Source organism: Mannheimia bovis (assembly GCF_014541205.1).
In the GTDB taxonomy this organism is placed as follows: Bacteria; Pseudomonadota; Gammaproteobacteria; order Enterobacterales; family Pasteurellaceae; genus Mannheimia; species Mannheimia bovis.
The window spans coordinates 617,284-642,212 of sequence record NZ_CP061280.1 but is presented as its reverse complement, the minus strand read 5'-3'; the positions used below and the strand labels follow the sequence as shown (position 1 = coordinate 642,212).

Below are 24,929 nucleotides of genomic sequence, written 5' to 3'. Positions count from 1 at the left end.
TTTTTTTGCAAAAATTTAGTGAAATTTAACCGCTTGTTGCATCACCCTCTCCCCATCAAGGAGGGAGAGCGATCAATTAAGCCTTAACCACTTTAACCGCACATTTTTTGAAGTCGGTTTCAAATGAAATTGGATCTGTTGCGTCTAACGTCACTTTATTAATTAACTGTGCCGCATCGAAGAAGGTTGAGTAAATTAAACCTTCCGGACACTTGTTACGTCCACGAGTATCTAAGTTCGATACATACTCCCCACGGCGTGAAATCACTTTCACTTTGTCACCGTGACGTAAACCGCGTTTTTTCGCATCGTTCGGGTGCATCCAAACCAAGTTGGTTGGGAATGCTTTGTGTAACTCAGGAACACGACGGGTCATTGTACCTGTGTGCCAGTGTTCTAGAACACGGCCGGTACAGAACCATAAATCGTATTCTTCATCCGGTGCTTCCGCAGGTGGTTCATAAGGCACGCCTAAAATCACGGCTTTCTTATCTGGGTTGCCGTAGAATGAGAAACCTTCGCCCGGTTGAACATACGGGTCGTAACCTTCGCGGTAACGCCATAAGGTTTCTTTGTATTCGCCTGTTTTCTCATCTTTCACTACCGGCCAACGTAAACCGCGTAATTTATGGTAAGTGTCGAAATCCGCTAAGTCGTGTGCGTGACCACGGCCGAACTCTGCATATTCTTCAAATAAACCTTTTTGAATGTAGTAACCGAAGTGCTCTGCTTCATCATTCATATAGCCCGGAATATTAGTCGGTACTTGGTAGCTGTCCACTTTACCGTTGGTGTAAAGGATTTCATATAACGTTTTACCACGTAATTCCGGGGCTTTAGCCAATAACTCTTCCGGCCATACTTCTTCTACTTTGAAGTATTTGGAGAATTCTACTAATTGCCATGTATCTGAGCGAGCATTCGCAGGTCCTTTAACCATTTGACGCCAGAATTGTGTGCGGCGTTCAGCATTACCGTAGCCACCCTCTTTCTCTACCCACATACAGGTTGGAAGAATTAAGTCTGCAGCTACCGCTGATACTGATGGATATGGGTCAGATACCACAATAAAGTTTTCAGGATTACGCCAGCCCGGGAAGATCTCTTCGTTAATATTCGGACCACCTTGCATATTGTTGGTACACATTTGCCATAAGAAATTGAGCTTACCGTCTTTTAATGCACGGCTTTGTGCTGTAGCGTGGAAGCCCGGCACATCAGGAATCGCACCGGCAGGTAATTTCCATGCTTTTTCTACGATCTCACGGTGTTTCGGATTAGTTACCACCATATCTGCCGGTAAACGGTGAATGAAGGTACCCACTTCACGTGCCGTACCACAAGCGGACGGCTGACCGGTTAATGAGAACGGTCCATTACCTTCTTGTGAAATCTTACCGGTTAATAAGTGTACGTTGTACATCATATGGTTCACCCATACACCACGTGTATGTTGGTTAAAGCCCATTGTCCAGAACGATACTAATTTTTGATCCGGATCTGCGTACATTTTCGCTAACGTTTCTAACTGCTCTTTCGGCACGCCTGAAATGCGGTGTGCTTCTTCTAATGTATAAGGTGCAACGATTTTCTTAAATTCTTCGAAGTCACTGTCATACATTTTGCCTGCAGTTTTCGCATTGGTATTTTGTTGTAATTTGTGCTCCGGACGTAAACCGTAACCGATATTAGTTTCACCACGTTTGAATTTGGTGTGTTTGTTTACGAAATCCCAGTTCACTTTATCGTTTTGGATAATGTAGTTAGCGATATAGTTTAAGATCGCTAAATCTGAGTGAGGTTTGAAGATAATCGGAGTATCTGCCAATTCAAACGAACGGTGTTCGTAAGTAGACATTACCACCACACGCACTTTGTCATTCGATAAACGGCGGTCAGAAATACGCGACCATAAAATCGGGTGCATTTCCGCCATATTTGAGCCCCAAAGTACAAAAGCATCGGTTTTTTCGATGTCGTTATAGCAACCCATCGGCTCATCCATACCGAAAGTACGCATAAAGGCAACTGCGGCAGACGCCATACAGTGACGTGCATTCGGGTCGATAGTATTTGAGCGGAAACCGCCTTTCCAAAGTTTAACTTTTGCGTAACCCTCAAAAATGGTTGTTTGACCTGATGAGAACATACCTACTGCATTCGGACCTTTAGCTTTAATAATGGCTTTGATTTTCTCTGCCATAATAGTAAAGGCTTGATCCCAAGAAACCGGCGTAAAATCACCGTTCTTATCAAATTTACCGTCTTTCATACGAAGCATCGGCTCTTGCATACGGTCTGCACCGTACATCATTTTCGATAAGAAATAACCTTTAATACAGTTTAAACCACGGTTTACTTCTGCATCCGGGTCGCCTTGTGTTGCCACCACTTTGCCATCTTTTGTACCCACAAGTACACTACAACCTGTACCGCAATAACGGCAAGGGGCTTTGTCCCAACGAATACCGCTATCATCAGCTTGAACGTTCTTCACAGGAATCACAATTCCTGCCGCAGCAGCTGCAGCCACCGCTGCATTTGCTTTCATAAAATCTCTACGATTGAGTTCCATAACACTGTCCCACGTTTGCTTCAAAAATAACTCTACTGTTCATCGATATAGTTTGAGATTAAGGAGACCACAATCACACCTTTAATATCTCTTACCTGATCGATACGATCTGAAAGAGCTAAATGCACATCACTTTCGATCGTTACGACTAATTTGCCTTCTTCCGGTTTTTCCCCGTGAATTTCGGTATAAGGAATTTTCAGGATCTCAGCCTTTACGTCTTCCAATTTTTCCGGCTTTGCTTGCACCACAAGGCTACAAACATACCAGTTTTCGTTTTCAGATAATTTTTCACTCATATTTATTTGCCTGTATTGTTACTGCGGCTGATTTTAATTGCACTTGTCGGGCAAACGCTCAAACAAGCCCCACAGCCGTTACAGCTTTCTAAATTTAATGTCATTTGAGCAATGCCACCTAAACTTGGGCGAAAACGGATTACTCGCATCTCACAACTGTCGCCACAACTTCGGCATTCTGTTCCCTGTTTCAATAAACAACTGTCTTGAATTTCAATTTTGTGGCTCCAAGCCTCTTCCGAAACGGCTCGGAAAACATCAGCTTCGCAAGATTGCACACATTTTTCACAGAACGTACATTCGCCTTTGCTAAAATCAACTTCCGGATAACCACCAGCCCCTTTCACAATAATGCTTGTTTCACAAGCCTGAATGCAGTTATCACAAGCGGTGCATTTTTCTAAAAAATTTGCTAAATTAGCCCAAGGCGGACGAATTGGCTCATACCCTTGCCGACTGACTTTTTCACTTTTTAGTGAATCTAAAAATTGCCCTCGTAAAAAGTTGCGGCGAGGAAGTGATTGATTAGGATTATTGGTCAAGAAAACACCATTTTTAATGCCATTATCATAGGCTAAATTATCCAATGTTCACCGATTATCGTTCATTCCTCAAACGGGGTATTTGCTCCAGTATTCGCCAAAACATTGATTTCCATCAAAGAAATTTTCATTAAGATCCTCTATTAGCCAAACAAAAGAAAAGATAAAAGGTAAGAAATAGTGAAACATCTCATTATCTACGCTCACCCCGCAAATCACAGTTTTAACCACGCCATTTTGGAAAAAGCGATTGAAGCATCACCAAATAATGTGGTGGTACGAGATCTATATCGGCTGAATTTTGACCCTGTTTTAACTTGGCAGGAATTTTCTCAAACCTTATCTCAGCAATATTCACCAGACATCTCAACAGAGCATCAATATTGGCGAGAGGCTGATGTCATCACACTGATTTACCCGCTTTGGTGGATGGGCTTTCCTGCTATTTTGAAAGGCTATCTAGATCGTGTACTAAGTTACGATTTTGCTTATCAAAATGGCGAAATTGAAAGTATCGGCTTGCTTACAAATAAAAAAATGCAACAATTTGTTACGCTTGGCAATCCGAATGAAAAATATGAAAGAAAAGGCTTTTTGGCTGCCTTTGAACACACTTTGGGGAAAGGGTTATTTGAGTTCTGCGGCATTAGTGAAGTACAAATGCACTATTTTGGTGATATTGGCTTGAAAGAAACCGATTATGCCGCCATCTTGCAAGAAGTGGAGCAATCTTGCAGGGAAATATTGAAATAAACTTGCAAAAAATAAGATAAAAATAACCGCTTGCAGGCTGATTTGAGGCTTACAAGCGGTCGAATTTCAAAGAAATTTTGCAAATTGTTTAATCAATCGGAGGAACGTAAGTCCCGTTCACAATTGAATCTTTAATGCGATCTGCCTCTGCCAACACCTGCCCTAACAACGCTTTCACGTTCTCGAGGGTGGCAATCGGGCTTAAGGTCGTCATTTTTAACGATTGATTATTGCCGACTTTGGTTACGCCAATATTCGCCTCACCACGAGCAAACAGCTCATCAGCCACGTTTTGGTTCAATGTATCCACAAATTCTGCCGGATAGCCTTTCGGCACAACACGGAATAAAACTGAAGCAAATTGTGCCGGCACAAGCATTTCCAAGCCTTCGGTTGCGGTGATGTAAGCCTCAACCTCTTTGGATAAATACACACCGTGGTCAATCATTGAGGCATAGAGTTCTTCGCCTAACGCCTCTACTGTAAACCACAATTTCAACGCATCAAAACGGCGGGTAGTTTGCAATGATTTCGCCACCAAGTTAGGCACACCGTGTTCTTCATCATATTCTGAGTTGAGGTAATCTGCTTTGTAATCAATAAAGCGATAGTTCGCTTGATCTTTTAACAAGAATGCCCCACAGGAAATCGATTGGAAGAAATGCTTGTGGAAATCGAGCGTGATTGAGTCTGTTAATTCGATGCCGTCTAAGAAATGACGGAAATCTTTCGATAATAATAACGCTCCGCCCCAAGCGGCATCAACGTGTAACCACGCTTGGTATTCATCGGCTAATTTGCGGATTGCTTTGAGATCGTCAATCGCACCAGCATCGGTTGTACCTGCAGTTGCTACGATACAGGCAACGATTTTACCATCAGCTTTCAAGTCTGCTAAGGTTTTGGCTAACGCCTCTAAGTCCATTTGAGCATTAGCATTTGACGGCACAGTGACTACCGATTGGAAGCCCATTCCCATCATCGCCATATTTTTTTGTACCGAGAAGTGGGCATTTTCCGAGCAAACTACTTTCACATTTTTCATTGCCTCAGCAGGAATACCATTCGCTTGCACCGACCACTCAGAGCCATCTTCGTTTTTCCAACGGTTCGCAATCGCCCAATCACGAGCCAACAACACGCCCATTAAATTCGACTGCGTACCACCTGAAGTAAACACTCCAGCAGTACCTTCGCCATAGCCGACTTTTTGGCGTAACCAGTCAATTAAATGCTCTTCCATAATCGACCCAGCCGGGCTTTGATCCCAAGAGTCCATTGATTGGTTAGTCGCATTAATCAACACTTCGGCAATTTGGCTGGTAACCATTGTCGGGCAATGTAAATGAGCCAAAGAGTGTGGGTGGTGAACCTTAAGGCTTGGGTTGAGAAAAATCTCCACTAAATGCTCAAGAGATTTTTGCACCCCCACGCCCTCTTTAGTAGGCTTGAAGCCGTCAATCAAGGCTCGCATTTGCTTGATTGAACCGCCGGTGTACATTTTTTCATTTTTTAACCAATTTGATACCGCTTGCACCGCATTGTTCATTGCGGTTTCATAATCTGCAATGGATTGTGGATCGCTACAAAATAGCGATTGTCTGTGTTTGGAAATATCTGTCATTTTTATTATCTCATTCAATGCTATATACAATTCAAGCGGTCAAAATTCGCAAATTTTTTGCAAAATATGACCGCTTGCATTATCAAAAATTAACCACGTACCGCTTTAACAGCTTCGGCTACAGATTGTTTGAAGCGTTTGATAAACTCTTCACATTCTGCTTGGGTAATATTTACCGCACAAAGCACACGCACAACATTACCACCACGTCCGCCACGTTCTAGTAATAGACGGTTTTTGAAACAGTATTTTTGAATCGCTACCGCTAAATCACAATCACGTGGATAAGCTCCTGTTGCATCTTTTGGCTGGCGTTCATCAACAATATCGATCCCCATCATTAAACCTTTGCCACGTACATTACCGATACAAGGGAATTCTTGGCTTAATTCACGTAAGGCTTGGGTTAAGTATTCGCCTCGCTCTTTCGCATTTTGAGCAAGGTTTTCTTCACGCATAATTTTTAACGATACATAACCGGTCGCCATCGCTAATTGGTTACCACGGAATGTTCCCGTGTGCCCTGCCGGCTGCCACGCATCAAACTCTTTTTTGATCGCTAATACCGCTAATGGCAAACTACCGCCAATCGCTTTTGACATCACCACGATATCCGGCTCAATGCCTGCGTGTTCAAAGGCGAACATTTTACCTGAACGGCAGAAACCGGCTTGAACTTCGTCCACAATCATTAAAATGCCGTGTTTTTTCGTTACTTCACGTACTTTTTGTAAGAAGCTAATTGGTGCTGGTACAACACCACCTTCACCTTGGATTGCCTCTAAAATTACGGCTGCCGGTTTTACCACACCACTTTCAACATCTTCGATGAAGTTTTCAAAATAGTGCTCAACTGCTTTTGCACCTGCTTCACCGCCAATACCAAACGGACAGCGGTATTCGTGCGGATACGGCATAAATTGTACGCCCGGCATTAAGCCTTGCACTGCATTTTTCGCACTTAAATTACCGGTTAAAGATAATGCACCGTGTGTCATACCGTGGAAACCACCAGAGAAAGCAATCACGTTGCCACGACCGGTGTAAGTTTTTGCTAATTTGATTGCCGCTTCGTTAGCATCAGCTCCTGTTGGACCGGTGAATTGCAGGATATATTGATCTTTCGGGAAAAATGAAAGTAATTCTTCCGTGAAAGCATCTTTTAATGGTGTAGTAATATCTAAAGAGTGTAAAGGTAAACCACTGTCTAAAACATCTTTAATCGCTTGGATTAATTTAGGGTGGTTATGCCCTAATGCAAGCGTTCCTGCACCTGCTAAAAAATCGAGGTATTCATTGCCTTCAACATCAGTTACCCAAACACCCTGTGCTTTTTGGTAAGCAAACGGCAATTTACGTGGGTAACTACGCACATTTGATTCCATTGCATCTTGGCGATCTAAAAAGTACTGATTTGAAGCCAGAACGGCTTGAATAGGAGTTTTAATTGTCATTGAAATAAACCTTCTAAAAGAGGTGAAAAAAATAAGTCGGGTGCCTTGCGGAGGAAGCCTAAGCTCTCGAATCCTGAAAGACTCGGTGCCTTGGGGCATTTGACTCGCTACTTATTAAAAAAAGCGTTTCAGCTTTTTTGTTTTTACCCTATATACCCGAAAGAAAGGATGGGATAGGTTGGAAACAGACTTAAAATGTAGGGCTACATTTAAGAGGCGTAATAATACCTTTTTTTTCTGAAAAGGGAAGGTATTTTTCTCTAAAAGTAAAAAACCCAGCATTCGCTGGGTTTTAAATCTTAAAGCAAAATTATTTGATTTTTGCTTCTTTGTAGATAACGTGTTTACGCACAACTGGATCAAATTTTTTGATTTCCATTTTCTCAGGCATATTACGTTTGTTTTTATCTGTTGTGTAGAAATGACCTGTTTCTGCTGTAGAAACTAAACGGATTTTCTCACGAGCACCTTTAGCTGCCATTTGTTAGCTCCTTAGATTTTTTCGCCACGAGCACGGATCTCAGCTAATACTGCATCAATGCCTTTTTTATCAATAATACGCATACCTTTCGCTGTTAAGCGTAAAGTTACGAAACGGTTTTCGCTCTCAACCCAGAAACGGTGAGTGTGAAGGTTTGGTAAGAAACGACGTTTAGTCGCGTTCATTGCGTGTGAGCGGTTGTTACCAACTGCTGGACGCTTGCCGGTTACTTGGCAAACTCTTGACATTTGAATTTCTCCAATAATTTTAAGCTTAAAAATGGTTCGGGCTATCTCACAAAAGGCGTTGCTCAACCAACCCCTCCGATTTTGATTGCCTCGTCAGGCATTAACCCAACCACAGTCTATGTAATAAAGACTGCGGATTATACAGTCTTCATTTGTTATATTCAAGCAGAATTTATATGCGTATCTTTTTACTATATTCAGAAAAAATGTTCAAGTTCGAACAAAACAAGCGGTAATTTTCTAACAAAATTTTGCAAAAATTTAATGGGTTTGAATATCTAACTTTTCTTCCTCAAATGAAAAATAGTCTCCTTTCCCTACAATAATATGATCCACAAAACGAATATCGACCAGCTCACACGCCATTTTTATCTTTTTGGTTAAACTTCTATCCGACTCGCTAGGTAAACAAGAACCAGAAGGGTGATTATGTGCCACAATAATTGCCGCTGCATTATATTTCAAAGCTCTTTTAATAATTTCTCGCGGGTGAACCGCTGTTTGGTTTATCGTACCAAAAAACATCTTTTCTTTATAAATCAAACGATTTTGATTATCCAAAAACAATACCATAAACACTTCACGCTCTTCTTCCTCCAATTCCGTTTGAAAATACATTATTGCCATATAAGGGGCTTGAATCATCTCACTAAATTCCATTTGTTGAGCCAAATAGCGTTTAGTCATTTCTTTGGAGGCTTGTAGCTGAATATATTTCGTTTTACCTAATCCATAAATTTTACAAAATTCATCAATATCGGCATTGAGTAATTGACGCAATGAACCAAACACCATTAATACGCTTTCTGCCAATGTCATTACAGGGACATCTTTTGTACCTGTCCGTAAGAAAATTGCTAATAATTCCGCATCTGTTAAAGCTGCTGCCCCGTGAGTTAATAATTTCTCACGCGGCATTATCGTTGGCTTTTGAGAATCTTCATCAAAAAAATCGTTCATTTTTTCCTCCATCAATTTCGTTAAGCATAAAAGAGCCAACCTTTGCAGACAAAAGGATTTATTCAATTTTTCGAGCCAGATCGCAAAAATAGTTTTGTTGTGAGCAATTACTTATTCCGTTAAAATAGGCAAAAAATCCAAGTCAAAGGAAATTAGGATGTTACAAAATAAAAAAATTTTAGTGGGCATTACAGGCGGAATTGCCGCTTACAAAACCATTGAATTTATCCGCCACTTAAAAAAGGCAAATGCGGAAGTACGAGTAGTCTTAACTCCTGCCGCAGAGGCTTTTGTAACGCCTTTAACCTTACAGGCAATTTCAGGCAATGCCGTTTCTACTTCCCTACTCGACCCTCAAGCCGAGCTGGCAATGGGGCATATTGAATTAGCGAAATGGGCGGATTTAGTGGTAATTGCCCCTGCAAGTGCTGATTTTATCGCTCGGCTGCGAGTGGGAATGGGAAATGATTTGCTCTCCACCATTTGCCTTGCGACTGCAAGCCCTATACTGCTTGCTCCTGCAATGAATCAACAAATGTATAAACAACTGGCGGTACAAGAGAATATCACTACGCTCATCTTTCGTGGGATGCAATTTATCGGTCCTAACAGTGGCTTCCAAGCCTGTGGTGATGTAGGAGCCGGGCGTATGTCTGAACCCGAAGAAATCTACCAAGCCGTGCTGGCTCACTTCGCTAAAAATCAAGATTTACAAGGTTTGAATGTAACTATTACCGCAGGTCCGACTCGCGAAGCTATCGACCCTGTACGTTATATCAGCAATCATAGCTCCGGCAAAATGGGCTACTCCATAGCCAAAGCCTTTGCCGAACGTGGGGCGAACGTAACGCTGATTAGTGGACCGGTGAATTTACCGACACCCGATAATGTTGAACGCATTGATGTGCAATCCGCTTTAGAAATGGAGCAGCAAGCGGTCAAATTTGCTCAAAAATCTGCAATTTTCATCGGCTGTGCGGCGGTGGCAGATTATCGAATGGCGGAAGTTTCCAACCAAAAAATCAAGAAAACCGATGACAGTGATGAACTCACACTCAAACTAGTCAAAAACCCCGATATTATCGCTAATGTCGCCAATCTTGCAGAAAATCGCCCCTTTGTGGTTGGTTTTGCAGCAGAAACACAAAATGTGGCGGAATATGCCAAATCCAAACTCGAACGCAAAAATCTTGATATGATTTGTGCCAACGATGTCTCGGGTGGACAGGTGTTCGGGCAGGATCAAAACTCGCTTCATTTGTTCTGGAAAAACGGAGAGAAAAAATTACCGCTAGCGGATAAAAATAAGCTGGCGGAAAATTTAGTACACGAAATAGTAGAACGTTATCACGAAAAATCTAAATGAAGCTAAAAATAACTGTAGATCATAAAGGCGAAGGAGCATTCCCGCTTTTTAAACAAGGAAGTAAAATACATCTTGGGAAAGAATGCGACCGTTATCCCAACTGGTTTAGTTGCGAAATTGCCGGTTACACTACCTATGTGCCTCGTCATTTTGTTGCACAAGGTAAATTGCTTTGCGATTACAACCCAACGGAATTAGCCGTAAAAAAGGACGAAATCGTTAATCTGATAGAACTCTGTTACGGCTGGGCAATAGTAGAGCGAGATAAAGACGTTGGCTGGTTGCCCTGTGATATTTTAATATCAAACATATAGCTGTTTATCAATAATCAGAAAAAATAACCGCTTATAAAAGCCAGGAGTGAGAATGTTAGCTTCCAACCACTACATTCAAGAGATCAAACAGATTTTAAGCCAAGCTCGCCAAAAGGCGTACCAAGCGGTCAATTCCGCAATGGTTGAAGCCTATTGGAAAATCGGTGAGCAAATTGTACAAGAAGAACAAAACGGGCAGAGCCGTGCGGAGTATGGCAAGGAGATCATTAAAAATCTCTCGGCAGAATTAACAGCGGAATTTGGTAAAGGATTTACCGAACGCAACCTACGCAATTTCCGCCAATTTTATATTGAATTTACCGATCTCAACATTTGGAAATCAGTGATTTCCAAATTGACTTGGACACATTTCCAACGGGTCTTAAAAGTCAGCAATCCACAGGCTCGTCACTACTATTTAACCGAATCGGCGGAGAATGGTTGGTCGGTTCGTACACTCGATCGGAATATCTCCACGCTCTACTACGACCGCCTGTTGGCAAGCCAAGACAAAGGCTTGGTTGAGCAGGAGATGAAAGAAAAAACGGCAACCTTGCAGGCGGCAGATTTCATCAAAAGCCCGACCGTGTTGGAATTTCTGAATTTGCCGACTTCAATGGCATATAGTGAAGCAGAGTTGGAAAAAGCGTTAATTGATAATTTACAGCAATTTATGTTGGAACTCGGCAAAGGTTTTGCTTTCGTAGCACGCCAGCAACATATTCGCACTGAACTGTCGGATTTTTTCGTGGATTTGGTGTTTTACAATTACATCTTAAAATGTTTTGTGATTGTGGAACTGAAAACCGATAAACTGACTCATCAAGACATCGGGCAATTGGATATGTATGTGCGAATGTATGACGATTTGCACCGCCAGCCAAGCGATAACCCAACCATCGGTTTGCTGCTCTGCACTGAAAATGACAGCGTGGTGGCGAAATACTCGGTGTTGAACCAAAATCCGCAACTGTTTGCCAGCAAATATGTGCATTATTTACCAAGCGAGGCGGAATTGGTGGCGGAAATAGAACAGCAAAAATATATTTTTGAACAGCAACACACCAGCGATTAAGTGGTAAAAAATCGTTGAAATCGACCGCTTGCAAGCGGTCAAAAAAGATAAAAAATTTACAAAAGGACAAACAATGAAACAGATCGATTTAAAAATTTTAGACAGCCGTATCGGCACGGAATTTCCTTTGCCAACCTATGCGACAGAAGGCTCGGCAGGCTTGGATTTACGAGCGTTAATTAATGAACCGCTTACGGTTAAAGCAGGCGAAACGGTTTTGATCCCAACAGGAATTTCAATTTATATTGCCGATCCAAACTTAGCTGCGGTGATCTTACCCAGATCGGGCTTAGGGCATAAAAACGGGATCGTGTTAGGCAACTTAGTCGGCTTGATTGATAGCGACTATCAAGGTCCGCTAATGGTTTCACTTTGGAACAGAAGCCAAGACGATTTTACCGTGAATATTGGCGACCGTATCGCTCAGCTTGTTTTCGTCCCAGTAGTTCAGGCAAATTTCAACATCGTGCAAGATTTTGAGCAAACTGAACGTGGTGAAGGTGGTTTCGGGCACTCTGGCAAGCAGTAAGTAGCAGGGTGAGCAATGATGGAACCTAAAATTAAAATGCCGAAAAAATCGGTAGTGGAACGTCGCCAGCAGGTACTGGAAGTGTTAATCGGTTTGTTAAATTCTGAAGATGGTATGCAGCGTGTTACAACCGAGCGTTTAGCTGCGGCGGTGGGCGTATCGGAAGGAGCGTTGTATCGCTATTTTCCAAGCAAAACAAAAATGTTTGAAGCACTTATCGAGAAAATCGAGCAAACGCTAACCAGCTACATTCACGCCAATAAACGCCAAGATAGCAGTGCAAATTCAGTACGTGCCATTCTTTACACTATTTTGGAATTTGCTCGTAAAAATCCTGGCGTAACCCGTATTCTGACAGGGCACGCCTTAATGTTTGAAGATGATATTCTGAAAGTTCGTGTCGCCAAATTCTTTGATAATTTGGAATTACAATTTTCCAATATCTTGCAACTCAGCAAGCTGCGTGAACGTAAATCCTTTGAAGATGAAAGAGCGTTGGCAGGTTATTTGGTAAATTTCTGCGAAGGGCAATTTTTACGTCTGGTTCGCTCAAATTTCAGCTATAACCAGCATCAACATTTTGAAAAACAGTGGGCATTTATCAAGCCTTTATTTGATTAATTATGATTATACCTTGGCAAGACTTAGAAGAATCCACATTGCATAATGTGCTGGATTCTTTCATTTTACGAGAAGGCACAGACTACGGTGAAATCGAGCTTTCTTTGGAAGAAAAAAGAGCACGCTTACTCGCCCAACTAAAGGCAGATAAAGTAGTCATCGTTTGGTCTGAATTGCACGAAAGCCTTGATATTAAAGACAAAAAATCTTTCTTAGGCTAATAGTTAATTTCGTGCTAGAATCTCGAAAATTTAACCTAGTATAAAGAGTTATAGGAAATACTATGCAAGATATGACGCTCTCAACAGCACCACTTGAAAATGTAACACCTCCGCCCTCGATTCACGATCCTGCGGTTGAGTGGTTTTTAACGCATTGTCATATCCATCGTTACCCTGCAAAATATACACTAATCCACGCAGGAGAAGATGCTCAATCACTTTTTTATATTGTTAATGGTTCGGTATCGGTTTACATTAAAGATGATGAAACCAAAGAGATGCTTTTAACCAATTTAGGTACGGGTGAATTTGTAGGTGAATTAAGTCTGTTTGAAGAAAAAGTGCAACAACGCACCGCTTATGTTCGAACTAAAGGAGCGTGCGAAATTGCGGAAATTTCCTATAAAAAATTCAAACAACTTGTGCATTTAAACCCTGATATTTTGATGTATTTATCGGCACAAATGGCTCGCCGTTTACGCCAAACTTCACGCCAAGTGGGAAATCTTGCCTTTTTAGATGTGGCAGGACGTATTGCTCAAACATTACTCAACTTAGCCAAAATGCCTGATGCAATGACTCACCCACAAGGTATGCAGATCAAAATTACCCGCCAAGAAATCGGGCAAATGGTCGGTTGCTCGCGTGAAACTGTTGGACGCATTATGAAAATGCTGGAAGACGAAGGTTTAATTTCTGCACACGGCAAAACCATTGTCGTATTCGGAGCAAGGTAATACTAAATGTAGAGGTGGGTTCTGTGCCTGCCTCAAATTTCAATTGCAAAATTTGATAAAAATATTACCGCTTGTAATTCCCACTTCTTAACGTAACCTAATAATGATGAAACACAGTTTAAGCTCTTTTCACACGTTCCACTTGCCTGCAAACGCCACGCAAATTATTGAATTTACCAGCGTTGAACAACTACTCACAGAATGGCAAAAAGCTTTTAATGCGCAAATGCCGATTTTAATTCTAGGGCAAGGTTCTAACGTCTTGTTTTTAGAAGATTTTGACGGTGTAGTCTTAGTTAATAAACTAAAAGGGATTGAACACCGTGAAGATGAACAATTCCACTACTTGCACGTTCAAGGTGGGGAAAATTGGCACGAATTAGTGAAGTGGACATTAGCACGTAACATTGCAGGCATTGAAAATCTTGCGTTAATTCCCGGTGTGGTAGGCTCTGCCCCAATTCAAAACATCGGAGCTTATGGCGTAGAGTTTGAGCAAGTATGTGATTTTGTCGAAGTGATAAATTTATGTACAGGCGAACGCTTTACGCTTTCAAAAGAAGAATGCGGTTTTGGCTACCGTGAAAGTGTATTTAAACACCAATATCGTGATGAATTTGCGATTATTTCCGTTGGTTTAAAATTTGCTAAAGCGTGGCAACCGGTACTGACTTACGGCTCGCTTACTCAATTTGATCCGCAAACCGTTACGCCCCAACAAATTTTTGATGAAGTTTGTGCCGTTCGCTCCTCAAAACTACCGAACCCGGATGAATTTGGTAACGCAGGCAGTTTCTTTAAAAACCCGATTATTTCACCTGAGCAATTTGCAGATGTACAAGCAAAATTCCCAACTATTCCAAGCTATCTACAGCCCGATGGCTCAATCAAACTAGCTGCAGGTTGGTTAATTGACCAAGCAGGCTTAAAAGGCTTACAAATTGGCGGTGCAGCGGTGCATACTCAGCAAGCCTTAGTCTTAATCAACAAAGGAAATGCCACAGGAAAAGACGTTGCGGAATTGGCAAAAACTGTTCGCCAACGTGTGCGTGAAAAATTTGGGGTGGAAATCCAGCCTGAAGTACGTTTTATTGGCAAAAATGGCGAAGTGGATAGCGAGCAAATCACTCGCTAAGAGAGGTAAGAATGAAGCTCAACCAAGCCCAAATTCAAGAAGCACTACTCTGTGGACAAGCCATTGTATTTGATGAAATTGGTTCAACCAACGAGTATTTACTCACTCATCATCAAACATTAGAAAATGGCTCAATCTGCCTTGCCGAAAAACAGACTGCCGGGCGTGGTAGACGTGGGCGAACGTGGTATTCTCCGGAAAGCGAAAATCTCTATTTTTCCATTTTATGGCATTATCCAAATGAAGAAGCAGCAAATCTGCCATCACTTAGCCTTGTAGTAGCGTTAATTATTGCCGAAAGCCTCTGTGCACAAAATGTGGATGATATTCAAATCAAATGGCCAAATGATATTTACTATAAAGGTAAAAAAATGGGTGGTATTTTGCTGGAAAGCCAAGCCACTCGCAATAGCTTAAATTTAGTGATTGGCATTGGTTTAAATTTGGGTATGACAAAAGTGGACGAAACCATTGTTACCCAAGCGTGGGCGGATTTATCGCAATATCATTTCGACCGCAACAAACTAGTCTGCCATTTAGCCTTTGAGTTGCAAAAAAATCTCAAAATTTACCCGCTTGTCGGCTTCTCTCACTACGCTGAACGCTGGCAAAAATTCGATATTTTCTACAATAAACCGGTGAAATTAGTAACAGAAACCAGCGAAATTCACGGCACCTCACTCGGCATTAACGAACAAGGCGAGTTAATCCTCCGACAAGGCGAAACCATTCAATATTTCGGTATTGGAGAAATGTCGCTTCGGGCAGATTAGCTTCTTACAAGCGGTTAAATTTTCCATATTTTTTGCAAAAAATAGGAGAAATATGACCGCTTGCAGTCTCTATTTTTATATCTTTTCGTTATAACAACACACCTTTTGTTCTTTACTCTCAATATAAGAAAAGGTACTCTTTGTCGGTTAGCTCTAAGATAACGGAGAAAAATATGAAATTTTCAACTTTAACGAAAGTAAGTGCAGGCGTATTTGCAGCTTTAGCATTAGCCGCTTGTGATGATAAAAGCGAAAACAAAGCAACTACGACTGTAGCAGCAAAACCAGCTGTAGAGAAAACTTTTGTAAACTGTGTGAGCCGCTCGCCAACTGGCTTTAGCCCTATTTTAATGATGGACGGTTTATCTTATAACGCCAGCTCGCAACAAATTTATAACCGCTTAGTAGAATTTGTGCCGGGCACAACGGATATTGAACCTGCATTAGCAGAAAGCTGGGAAATCAGCGAAGATGGTTTAACTTACACCTTCAAATTACGTCAAGGTGTGAAATTCCATTCAAATAAAGATTTCATCCCAAGCCGTGAGTTCAACGCAGATGATGTGGTGTTCTCATTTAACCGCCAGCTAGACAAAAATCACCCATATCACACGGTTTCTAAAGGAACTTATCCGTACTTCAATGCGATGAAATTCCCAACGTTATTAAAATCGGTAGAGAAAGTGGACGACAGCACGGTGCGTATTACCTTAACCAAACGTGATGCCTCGTTCTTATCGAGTCTTGGTATGGATTTCACTTCGATTTATTCTGCGGAATATGCGGATAAAATGATGAAAGCCGGCACGCCTGAAGCAGTAGATACCACACCAATCGGCACAGGTCCGTTTGTATTTAGTGGCTATGTATTAGACCAAGCAAGCCGTTATGTGGCAAACAAAGAGTATTGGAAAGGCAAGCCGGATATCGACCGCTTGATTTTTGAGATTGTGCCGGACGCAACCGCTCGTTATGCGAAATTACAGGCTGGTCAATGTGATTTAATGGACTTCCCGAATGCTACCGACATTGAGAAAATGAAAACCGATCCAAAGGTGAATTTATTATCTCAACCGGGTTTAAACATTGCTTATGTGGCGTTCAACACCGAAAAAGCTCCGTTTGATAACGTGAAAGTTCGCCAAGCATTGAATTTAGCGGTAGATAAAAAAGCAATTATTGATGTGGTTTATCAAGGCAATGGTTTTGCGGCAAAAAACCCTCTTCCGCCAACGATCTGGGGATATAACGACAGCTTACCTGAGTCTGAATACAACATCGAAAAAGCGAAACAATTATTAGCGGAAGCGGGCTTCCCGAACGGTTTTGAAACCGATTTATGGGTGCAGCCTGTTGTCCGTGCTTCTAACCCGAACCCACGCCGTATGTCAGAAATTATTCAAGCGGACTGGGCGAAAATCGGTGTGAAAGCAAATTTAGTAACCTACGAATGGGGTGATTACATCAAACGTACCAAAGCAGGTGAATTAACTGCGGGGACTTACGGTTGGTCTGGCGATAATGGCGATCCGGATAACTTCTTATCTCCACTGTTCGGCACGCCAAATGTGGGCAACAGCAACTACGCACGCTTCAGCAATCCAGAGTTAGATGCGTTATTGGAAAAAGCATTAGGCTCATCTGATAAAGCAGAACGTACTAAGTTATACGAACAGGCTCAAGTGATTTTAAGAGAGCAAGCACCTTGGATTAACGTAGCTCACTCCATTAACTTTGCCCCAACCAGCAAACGTGTTGAAGGCTACAAACAAAGCCCATTCGGATATACTTACTTATATCCTGTGAAGATTGTAGATTAATGAAATCAGAGATAAACAAAAGCCACCGAAAGGTGGCTTTTTTCTACTTAGTAGTCTTTAATGTCAAATTCTCGTTGTAGCTTTTCAATGCGTTCAACTTGTTCGAAATCATTGAACTTCGCTACATCTTCTGCTTTGGTTTTTGTGCCGACAGCTTGGCTAACGAACACTAAACCTTGCTGTTCTATCACCGCCTTTTGATAAAATGCCACAATATCTGCTTTGGTAAGCCCTTTCGTTAGCTCAATAACCTGTTGCAAGCGGTCAAATTTTGCATTATTTCTGCTAAAGTCTGAACCGAATTCTGCAAACTCTTCTGCTAAAGATTCAGGCTTATATTGCAGTTTTTCAACCAAGCTATTGCGATATTTTACAAATTCATCATCAGATAAATTCTGTAAACGCTCGAAGCTTTCTTTAAAGAAACGCTTGTTATGTTCTAAAATCCCTGCCGGCGTAGTATTCGGACTTTGCACCATAAACTGAATGCCTGAGGTTTTACCAACAGCCGTATGAGTTGCATACACCACATAACCAAGTTGTTTGTCGGTACGCAAATCATCGAAATACCAGCGAGACACAATATCCCTAATCAATCTTGCTCTTACTACACCCTCTAACTCTGCATAGCCATTTGGCAAGAATGCCATTAACAATGCGTTGTCTTCATTCGGTACGTTTTTAATGAAATTGATCTTACGATTGCTTTCATTAATATCAAGATACTGCCCTGTTGCATTTGCAGATTTTTGATTTTTTATGACCGCTTGTACTTCGTTTGAAAGTGCAGAAACCTGATCATTCGACAAATTCCCAACGGAAAGTAACTTAAAGCCTGTCGCATCATTTAAAATACGCTGACGTAATTTTTGCACATCATCAAGCGTGATTTGGTCGATCATCTCACGTTGTTTCGCTATCTCAAAATACGGATAGCTTGCAAAAGAGGTTAATGCCGCATTCGCTTGATTAAGGCTATTTTCTTTCTCGCTACGATCTAAAACTTGGTGTAAACGTTGTTTAGCCTGAGCTAATACGTCTTCATCAAGCTCAAAAGTGCTGAATTGTTTGATACTGTCTAAAATCAACTTACTTAGATTTTGTGTATAACCTTCTGCACTCGCCACCAGACCATTGGCTGCCGGGGCTAAACTTAAATTCATTCCTGCTGTGGAAGATTGAAAATCCAGCTTCGTTTGTGCCAAGTTATTCATATAACCCAAAATTGATGCCGCAATCGCGGTTTTTAAATCGTCCTGTCTTGGGAGAATGTTATATGTCATACTGATTTTCGCTTTCGGATCGGTAGCAAAATTCACACTCGGCATCGCATAAATCAGCTCGCCTTGTTTTTCAGCTAATAATTTTGGCTTAGTCAGCCCTTTTTCTACCTCATTTAACGAGAAATCTGTGGTGAAATAAGGATTTAACTCAGGTAAATTGAGCGGTGGATTCTGGCTGAAATCAAACCATTTTTGCTTTTGTCCGTTTGTGATTTTTGCCACAGAATAGCCAGCCTCAAAATGTGGCGTTTTCTTATCCGTTACGGCATTATCGCTCACGAGTATAATGCGAGCATTGTCGATATTCATTTCCGCCAATTTCGCTTTAATTGCCTCATTATCCATCGTTTCCGCCACATAAGGTTGGTCGATAACGTGTTCTAACGGAAAATAAAGCATTTGGTCGGTAATGAACTCCACAAAGTCCATATTTTTCTCAACTTGTAGATGTTGAAAATCTTGCTTCAGGCTCTCTTTTACCTCATTGAAATAGCTTTCTTGAATGCCCTCTTGCTTGATTTTTTCAATTTGTTGGAACACGAGAGAAATCACTTTATCTTGCTCAGCCAAGCCTTTGTCAGTTAGCTCAATATAAATATCGAATGAGCTACGATCACGCCCAATGTTTGCGGTATTTACCGCTTCAATGCCACCATCAGATAAGCCTTGCTTGATTAAATAATCTGACAATGTGCCATCGGTACTATTATTCAGTACATAAGCGATATACTCGCCGGTTTTGTGCTTAAAGTGCATTTCATCATTTGGGAAATCAAAGCCAATCACAAGCATTTTAGTGGATTTCACCGGCTTATATTGAATGAAAACGGATTTATCTTCCGCTCGGTAACGTGGTTCAGCCGTTTGAGGCACACTTAGATTTTTGTTTTCCATTTTGCCTAACGTATTTACTGCCAATTTCGCCATCTGCTCAATCGACTGATTTGAATAAAGCACCACTTTAAACAAATTCGCCGAATAACGCTCTTTGTAGAATTTCTCCAGCTCGGTTTGTAATTTGCTATCCGGCTTATCAGATAATGTATCTTTGTTTCCAACCGCAAATTTTGTGGCAGGGTGAGCCGGGTTTGCAGTGGCTAAATTCACACTGTGTAATAAATGTCCATCGTGGGATTTCGCTCGCACCATCTCGGCATTCACCGCATTCACCTCTTTTTTCGCATTCGTTTCCAGCAATAATGGGAAGGCAAGCGTATCCGCCAAACGAGTAACCGCCTCACTAAACGCCTCATTATTCACTTGTAAATAATAAGCGGTGCGATGAGGGGCGGTAGACGCATTATTCATTCCGCCATTTTGGGTTAAAAAGCCGTCTAAACTGTTGGTTTCAGGGTAGTTTTTTGAGCCCATCAAAATCATATGCTCAAGATAGTGAGCTAACCCTTGCTGAGAAACCGGGTCATCCATTGAGCCAATCGGAATAATGGCGGACATTAGCGATTTATTCGCTTGGCTATCTGAAATAAGTAGTACCTCCATACCATTATTCAGTTTGATACCTTGATAAATCGCCTTATCATTCGGGCTTTTATTAATGCTTTGCTTAATTAACTCAAAGCCTTGCTGGCTATGGGATTGCATTTGACTAGCGGTCGTTTTTTCCGCATTTTTTGCAACATCTGCAAAGGCTGGATAAGTCATTACATTAGCAGCAAAAGCGGCTGCCAGTAATTTAGTTAGAATAGATAATTTCATACATCTCCTTTTGAAATTAAATCGGTTGTCTTTCATTGACAGTAAAATGAGGGAAAAATTCTATTTGCAAATTTATCAACAAAAACAACCGCTTGTATTTAGTTATTTATCACGACTTTCTCATTCATCAACCCAAACCAACTTACAGTACGTTGATAAATGTTATCTGTATCTATCTCTGTTGTTTGTGAAAGAACACGGTTGATATAACTGCCTTCGCGATCTTCTGCAAGGAGAGAAAGAGCCTGTTCGCTGTTTTCACTGCCTTTTTTGAGATACTCTTCAATTCCTTGATAAATCACCAGCTGAGCTTGCGATAAGCCTGCCAAGTAATCCTTCACATAAACAGTTAATTGAGCTAAAGCATCTTCCGGTAAAAGTGTTTCAAAACTCAGCTGCCCTGTTTGCTCGCCTTCACGATAATAAAACTTCACGGTTTTTTGAGGGAAATAAGCACAAAGTAATAAATGATAAATCCAGATTTCAATCTTATCTTTATCTCGTAATCCGCCCACTCGCCACAGCACCATTTCATTACTATATAAATTTGGCATATTGCCGTTAAGTTGGAGCACTTTCTCATCAATGGCAATGCTGTGGTTTAGCGTTAAAATTGTGCTTTCTCTTGCTAAATAGTCCGCTAAAGTCGCTCGCATATCACTGATTTTACCGATTAAATCTTGCTTGGTTGTTGTGGCAAAATTAGATGCCGGTAAGTTGCCTTTAAGCTGTTCTTGCTCAAAAAATTGCTCTTGCTGTTCAGGTTTAACGCTTAATAATTCATTTAAGATAGCGTAATTATCCAGCCCAGACATCGTAAAAATTTCGCTTTCATCAATCGTATCATCGTAAGTGTTAAAAGAGATACCTAGTACATTAACGAAGAAAAATTTAATCGGGTTCTGCACAAAGCGAATGAGGTTTTCGATCTCAATATCAGTTACCATTTCCGTACTTAAGGGCTCACTCAAGAAATTTTGTACGGAATTGTTTGAGTTGATAATCCACTCTGCGTTGTAGGCATAATCTCTTGGGTGAGTGAAGTTCTTTTTGCTAAACACTGTAAGCGGTTGTTTTCTTACTAAGATTTGCTCAACTTCCGCTCCGAACATTGATTTAAATTCAGGTGTTAAGTAATCGCTAATGGTATCAAGCAGCTGAGAAACCAAAATAGAAGGCAACATCTCTTTGCCGTCTTTTTGCGATTGCCCGATGTAACTGATGTAAAACACATTTTGTGCAGAAAGCAAGGCTTCCAAAAAGAGATAGCGATCATCATCTCGTTTCGCACGGTCGCCTTTTTGTGGAGCGTATTGCATTAAATCAAAACTATTGATCTGTTGCTGACGAGGAAAATCTGCCTCATTCATTCCTAACAAACAAACCACCTTAAACGGAATGGCTCGCATTGGTAAAAGTGTGGCGAAATTGACCCGCCCAACCAAGAAATTGAGCTGCTGGGTATGTTGATTTAATTGTTGGTTAAATAACAACGCTAAAATCTCAATGTGGAGATCTTCAGCAAAATCTGTTGCGGAAATTAATGCTAAAATTTCATCGTTTACCGTATTGAGTAACAAAATAGAGGCGGCATTTTCAGCATTTTCTTGATATAAATCTGTAATCAGCATTTTTACCGCTAAATGCCATTGCTCTAAAGATTGTGGCGACTGAATCAGCTTTACCCATTCCAATAAAGCTGAAATAAACGACGCCAATCGCCCAACCAGCTCTGCATTTAAGCCGTAGCTATCACCAAATGCTAATGTGTTTTCCCAAATGCCGTGAGCCTCTTTTAAGCTTGAGCCAAGCAGTAAACGATTTAAACCGTTTTCCCACGAGTTGTAGTTCTGCCAATGAGGTTGTTGAATATCAATGCCTGAACGTACGCCTGCATTTTTCGCCCATACTCGTAACGTGTGAATATCTTCCGCACTAAAGGAGAAACGGGATTGAATTGCCCCAACCTCCAATAAATCAAATAGATCTTCGGCATTAAATTGGTTCTCTTTCATCGCAAGTAGCTGTAAAAAGCTATTGATGATGGGATCAATTTTGGTAAACGCCTGATCCGATAACGAAAACGGAATATAGCGTGGATCTCGACTCCCCTTATAGCGAGAAAACACCGCATCAATATAAGGAGCGTATTTATTAATATCCGGCGACATCACAATGATGTCTTTTGGCAGTAAGGTTTTGTCTTTCTCAAATAAATTCAGTAGTTGGTTATGTAGAACTTCTACTTCACGCATTGGGCTATGGCAGGCGTGAATTTGAATAGAGTGATCATTGGCTAAATTCTCAATAGTGGCGTTATTCGCAGAGCTAAAAATCTGCTTTTTGAGCTTGTTGAGGTTACTGTTTTCTTCAGGTTCGAGGAATACATCAATAGTATTTGGCTCAAATTCCATCAGCTGTGCTAAGAAATCACGCCCCTGTTTTCCCCAAAGGGCAAGTAGTTTATTGCTCTGCTCTGCTAACAAATTTTCCAGATCTTCAGGCGAAATTTTATGTGTTAAGGCGAGCTTTTGCCATACTTTGTCTTCTACGCTATCGCCCCAATATTTTTCGCTTGGGTTGAAAAAAAAGATGTGAATATCGCAATGCTCACTTAATTTTTTAAACACCGCTAACTGCAACGGCGAGAACGCAGAAATACCAAAAATAAAAATACGCTTTGGCAGTTTTGCTTTTTCCGCTTCGGTGAGATTATCTAGCTTTTCAAAATAATTTTGTTGCAAATACGCACGATGCGAGGTGGTGAATACCCGATCATCTGCCCCGGCTTGCAGATCTTGAATAATCTTCAACCATAATTGGCTTTGCCATTTAATATCGTTTGAAATCAAATTCAGATCGACATTCTTTGCAGAAATTGCAATTTTTAGTTCATTTTCGACCGCTTGTAAGTTTCCCTCTTCCCAGTGCACCAACCAATGTGGGCGATAAACTAAGTATTGGTCGAACAATTCGGCAATTTTGGCAGAAAGTTGATAGAGTTTAAGTTGATACTGCTCCTCGTTTGGCTGATTTGCCAAATACCGCTGAAGGGGCTTAAATTCACCTTGATTTAAGCAATCCGGGAGCAAACGCATAATCCGCCAAGTCATTGAATGGCGTTCAAAAATATTCTCTTTCGGTAATTCAGGAAACAGTACACGATACTGCTGCCACAAAAAAGTGGTTGGATAAAGAAAATTGCAGTTGCCCATAATGCCGTTTAATTCTGCAATCTGCATTTGCAACCATTGTGCCATTCCTTGACTTTGGATCAAAACCGTTTCCGGTTCAAATGGATCTTCAAGCGGATTAACTTGCTGAACTTTCACCAGCATTTCAGCCAGTGAAGAAATTTGGTTGGATTGGTAAAGTGTAAACATAATAACGCCTCGCTAATGAATTATTGTCCAACAAAGCGAGGGGGGATTCAATCATTATTCAGCTCAATTTTCCCAAGTGGAAAACGGATACTGAGCTTATTCCCTGAGCATTGAATGTCATAACGAATATGATTTTGCTCTATTTGCCGTTCGCAATCTAAACCTGCCAACTGTAATGCAATCTGATTTTCTAATATCACCGCTGCCTGCTGTTGCTGGAAATGAGTATTCACTCGCCTATTTTGCTCAGATTGCCAATAACTAAAACTCAGCATTACAATTGCCAATAAAGCTACCGCCACTAAAAGTGAAATAGTACTTTCCGCCTTATATTTATTCATCAATTGCCCCTATGGTATTTTCGGAATGAGGTAAATATTGCCAGTAGGAATATTTCGCTTCAAGCTGGGCGATAACCTCTTTCTTAAAGGTTAAATTGCGTTCTTCTCTTGCGTTATCAAAAGAGGAATACAAAGAACCATACATTTTTTTGCCTGTAATATCAAAGAGATAATCAGTAATCACAATACCATAAAAATCCTGTGGGAGATTTTCATTAATCTCATTTTGAGCAATAACAATTTTCGGATTTTCTTCACTACTAGAAGGCAATTCTGATAAGCTGCGAATGGTATAAATCTCTTGTGCCGGTACATTCGATAAATCTAAATAATCTGAAAGTTGCACAAATGGAATATATTTCTCTTTAGTCGGTTTTTTATCTCTAAACAAGCTGTTAAATTGGCATTCAAATTGATATTGCAAGAAATTTAATTTCTGAGGTGAGAAATCAGATTGAATAATCATATCTTTTTTTAATTTTTGGCAAAGTTTATTTTTATCTTCTTTGTATAAAGCGAGAAAGTGATATTTATCTGCAAGATATTTTTCACTATAAAACTGAGTAATATTCTGCTGACTAATCCATTTCTCTTTTGTTAAAAATAATATAGCCAAAATAGAGGAGATTAGTATTAATGAAACTAATAATGCACTGGCATTTTCCTGAACTTTCATTTT

General features: G+C 40.8%; 23 protein-coding genes. 11 read left to right on the top strand and 12 right to left on the bottom strand.

The genetic code is table 11. The features are described 5' to 3' along the window. Positions 1 to 76: 76 nt before the first annotated feature. Genes napA through napF form a run of 3 tightly spaced genes read right to left on the bottom strand, consistent with a single transcriptional unit; the run spans position 77 to position 3,416 of the window. Positions 77 to 2,575 (bottom strand): nitrate reductase catalytic subunit NapA, encoded by a 2,499-nt coding sequence (napA, locus tag ICJ55_RS03320; protein WP_188157300.1) that lies wholly within the window; start codon positions 2,573 to 2,575, stop codon positions 77 to 79. Between the two features lie 32 nt (positions 2,576 to 2,607). Next, positions 2,608 to 2,874 (bottom strand): chaperone NapD, encoded by a 267-nt coding sequence (locus ICJ55_RS03315; RefSeq protein ID WP_188157299.1) that lies wholly within the window; start codon positions 2,872 to 2,874, stop codon positions 2,608 to 2,610. A 2-nt stretch (positions 2,875 to 2,876) separates the two neighbouring features. Continuing rightward, positions 2,877 to 3,416 carry a ferredoxin-type protein NapF gene (gene napF, locus ICJ55_RS03310; RefSeq protein WP_188157675.1) on the bottom strand — a complete coding sequence of 180 codons (540 nt, stop codon included), beginning with the start codon at positions 3,414 to 3,416 and terminating at the stop codon, positions 2,877 to 2,879. Positions 3,417 to 3,596: 180 nt separating this feature from the next. Here napF and ICJ55_RS03305 point away from each other — a divergent pair, with 180 nt between their 5' ends. Continuing rightward, complete coding sequence (locus ICJ55_RS03305; protein ID WP_188157298.1) at positions 3,597 to 4,169, top strand: NAD(P)H-dependent oxidoreductase; 573 nt, start codon at positions 3,597 to 3,599, stop codon at positions 4,167 to 4,169. 88 nt (positions 4,170 to 4,257) lie between these two features. Here ICJ55_RS03305 and ddc read toward each other — a convergent pair whose 3' ends face one another. From ddc to radC, 5 genes are all read right to left on the bottom strand, one after another. Next, positions 4,258 to 5,793 (bottom strand): L-2,4-diaminobutyrate decarboxylase, encoded by a 1,536-nt coding sequence (ddc, locus tag ICJ55_RS03300; RefSeq protein ID WP_188157297.1) that lies wholly within the window; start codon positions 5,791 to 5,793, stop codon positions 4,258 to 4,260. 89 nt (positions 5,794 to 5,882) lie between these two features. Further along, the gene (locus ICJ55_RS03295; protein ID WP_188157296.1) at positions 5,883 to 7,247 is read right to left on the bottom strand and encodes a diaminobutyrate--2-oxoglutarate transaminase; all 1,365 of its coding nucleotides are present in this window, start codon (positions 7,245 to 7,247) and stop codon (positions 5,883 to 5,885) included. A 310-nt stretch (positions 7,248 to 7,557) separates the two neighbouring features. After that, positions 7,558 to 7,728: a 50S ribosomal protein L33 gene (gene rpmG, locus ICJ55_RS03290; protein ID WP_005613503.1), complete on the bottom strand. Its 171-nt coding sequence runs from the start codon at positions 7,726 to 7,728 to the stop codon at positions 7,558 to 7,560. 11 nt (positions 7,729 to 7,739) lie between these two features. Further along, positions 7,740 to 7,976 carry a 50S ribosomal protein L28 gene (gene rpmB, locus ICJ55_RS03285; RefSeq protein WP_006251446.1) on the bottom strand — a complete coding sequence of 79 codons (237 nt, stop codon included), beginning with the start codon at positions 7,974 to 7,976 and terminating at the stop codon, positions 7,740 to 7,742. 261 nt (positions 7,977 to 8,237) lie between these two features. Beyond that, a complete protein-coding gene (gene radC, locus ICJ55_RS03280) occupies positions 8,238 to 8,936 on the bottom strand; it encodes a RadC family protein (protein WP_244141787.1) in 699 nt (232 codons plus the stop codon). A gap of 157 nt (positions 8,937 to 9,093) precedes the next feature. On the opposite strand from radC, the gene coaBC reads away from it, so the two are divergent. The 10 genes from coaBC to ICJ55_RS03230 all read left to right on the top strand — a co-directional run bounded on the left by coaBC (position 9,094) and on the right by ICJ55_RS03230 (position 17,527). Then, positions 9,094 to 10,302 (top strand): bifunctional phosphopantothenoylcysteine decarboxylase/phosphopantothenate--cysteine ligase CoaBC, encoded by a 1,209-nt coding sequence (coaBC, locus tag ICJ55_RS03275; RefSeq protein ID WP_188157294.1) that lies wholly within the window; start codon positions 9,094 to 9,096, stop codon positions 10,300 to 10,302. Further along, on the top strand, positions 10,299 to 10,616 hold the full coding sequence (locus ICJ55_RS03270; protein WP_025236829.1) for an SH3 domain-containing protein: 318 nt from the start codon (positions 10,299 to 10,301) through the stop codon (positions 10,614 to 10,616). Before coaBC ends, ICJ55_RS03270 begins: the two co-directional genes overlap by 4 nt. A 52-nt stretch (positions 10,617 to 10,668) precedes the next feature. Then, positions 10,669 to 11,691, top strand: coding sequence for a PDDEXK nuclease domain-containing protein (locus ICJ55_RS03265; RefSeq protein WP_038644049.1), 1,023 nt, complete (start codon positions 10,669 to 10,671; stop codon positions 11,689 to 11,691). A gap of 73 nt (positions 11,692 to 11,764) precedes the next feature. Then, the gene (gene dut / locus ICJ55_RS03260) at positions 11,765 to 12,220 is read left to right on the top strand and encodes a dUTP diphosphatase (protein ID WP_188157293.1); all 456 of its coding nucleotides are present in this window, start codon (positions 11,765 to 11,767) and stop codon (positions 12,218 to 12,220) included. Positions 12,221 to 12,235: 15 nt separating this feature from the next. Continuing rightward, on the top strand, positions 12,236 to 12,841 hold the full coding sequence (gene slmA, locus ICJ55_RS03255) for a nucleoid occlusion factor SlmA (RefSeq protein WP_188157292.1): 606 nt from the start codon (positions 12,236 to 12,238) through the stop codon (positions 12,839 to 12,841). Between the two features lie 2 nt (positions 12,842 to 12,843). Next, positions 12,844 to 13,062, top strand: a complete 219-nt coding sequence (locus ICJ55_RS03250) for a YheU family protein (RefSeq protein ID WP_025236833.1) — start codon at positions 12,844 to 12,846, stop codon at positions 13,060 to 13,062. 62 nt (positions 13,063 to 13,124) lie between these two features. Then, positions 13,125 to 13,799, top strand: a complete 675-nt coding sequence (gene crp / locus ICJ55_RS03245) for a cAMP-activated global transcriptional regulator CRP (RefSeq protein WP_025236834.1) — start codon at positions 13,125 to 13,127, stop codon at positions 13,797 to 13,799. Positions 13,800 to 13,902: 103 nt separating this feature from the next. Continuing rightward, positions 13,903 to 14,934 carry a UDP-N-acetylmuramate dehydrogenase gene (gene murB / locus ICJ55_RS03240; protein WP_188157291.1) on the top strand — a complete coding sequence of 344 codons (1,032 nt, stop codon included), beginning with the start codon at positions 13,903 to 13,905 and terminating at the stop codon, positions 14,932 to 14,934. Positions 14,935 to 14,945: 11 nt separating this feature from the next. Further along, positions 14,946 to 15,707: a biotin--[acetyl-CoA-carboxylase] ligase gene (locus tag ICJ55_RS03235; RefSeq protein WP_025236836.1), complete on the top strand. Its 762-nt coding sequence runs from the start codon at positions 14,946 to 14,948 to the stop codon at positions 15,705 to 15,707. Positions 15,708 to 15,880: 173 nt separating this feature from the next. Continuing rightward, entirely contained in the window at positions 15,881 to 17,527 is a 1,647-nt protein-coding gene (locus ICJ55_RS03230) for an ABC transporter substrate-binding protein (protein ID WP_188157290.1), read from the top strand. Positions 17,528 to 17,574: 47 nt separating this feature from the next. On the opposite strand, the gene ptrA is transcribed toward ICJ55_RS03230, so the two are convergent. From ptrA to ICJ55_RS03210, 4 genes are all read right to left on the bottom strand, one after another. Then, positions 17,575 to 20,526 (bottom strand): pitrilysin, encoded by a 2,952-nt coding sequence (gene ptrA / locus ICJ55_RS03225; protein WP_188157289.1) that lies wholly within the window; start codon positions 20,524 to 20,526, stop codon positions 17,575 to 17,577. Positions 20,527 to 20,624: 98 nt separating this feature from the next. Then, positions 20,625 to 23,909 (bottom strand): exodeoxyribonuclease V subunit gamma, encoded by a 3,285-nt coding sequence (gene recC, locus ICJ55_RS03220; RefSeq protein ID WP_188157288.1) that lies wholly within the window; start codon positions 23,907 to 23,909, stop codon positions 20,625 to 20,627. A gap of 47 nt (positions 23,910 to 23,956) precedes the next feature. After that, positions 23,957 to 24,250 carry a DUF5374 domain-containing protein gene (locus tag ICJ55_RS03215; RefSeq protein ID WP_188157287.1) on the bottom strand — a complete coding sequence of 98 codons (294 nt, stop codon included), beginning with the start codon at positions 24,248 to 24,250 and terminating at the stop codon, positions 23,957 to 23,959. Then, the gene (locus tag ICJ55_RS03210) at positions 24,243 to 24,926 is read right to left on the bottom strand and encodes a DUF2572 family protein (protein ID WP_188157286.1); all 684 of its coding nucleotides are present in this window, start codon (positions 24,924 to 24,926) and stop codon (positions 24,243 to 24,245) included. Before ICJ55_RS03210 ends, ICJ55_RS03215 begins: the two co-directional genes overlap by 8 nt. Positions 24,927 to 24,929 lie beyond the last annotated feature (3 nt).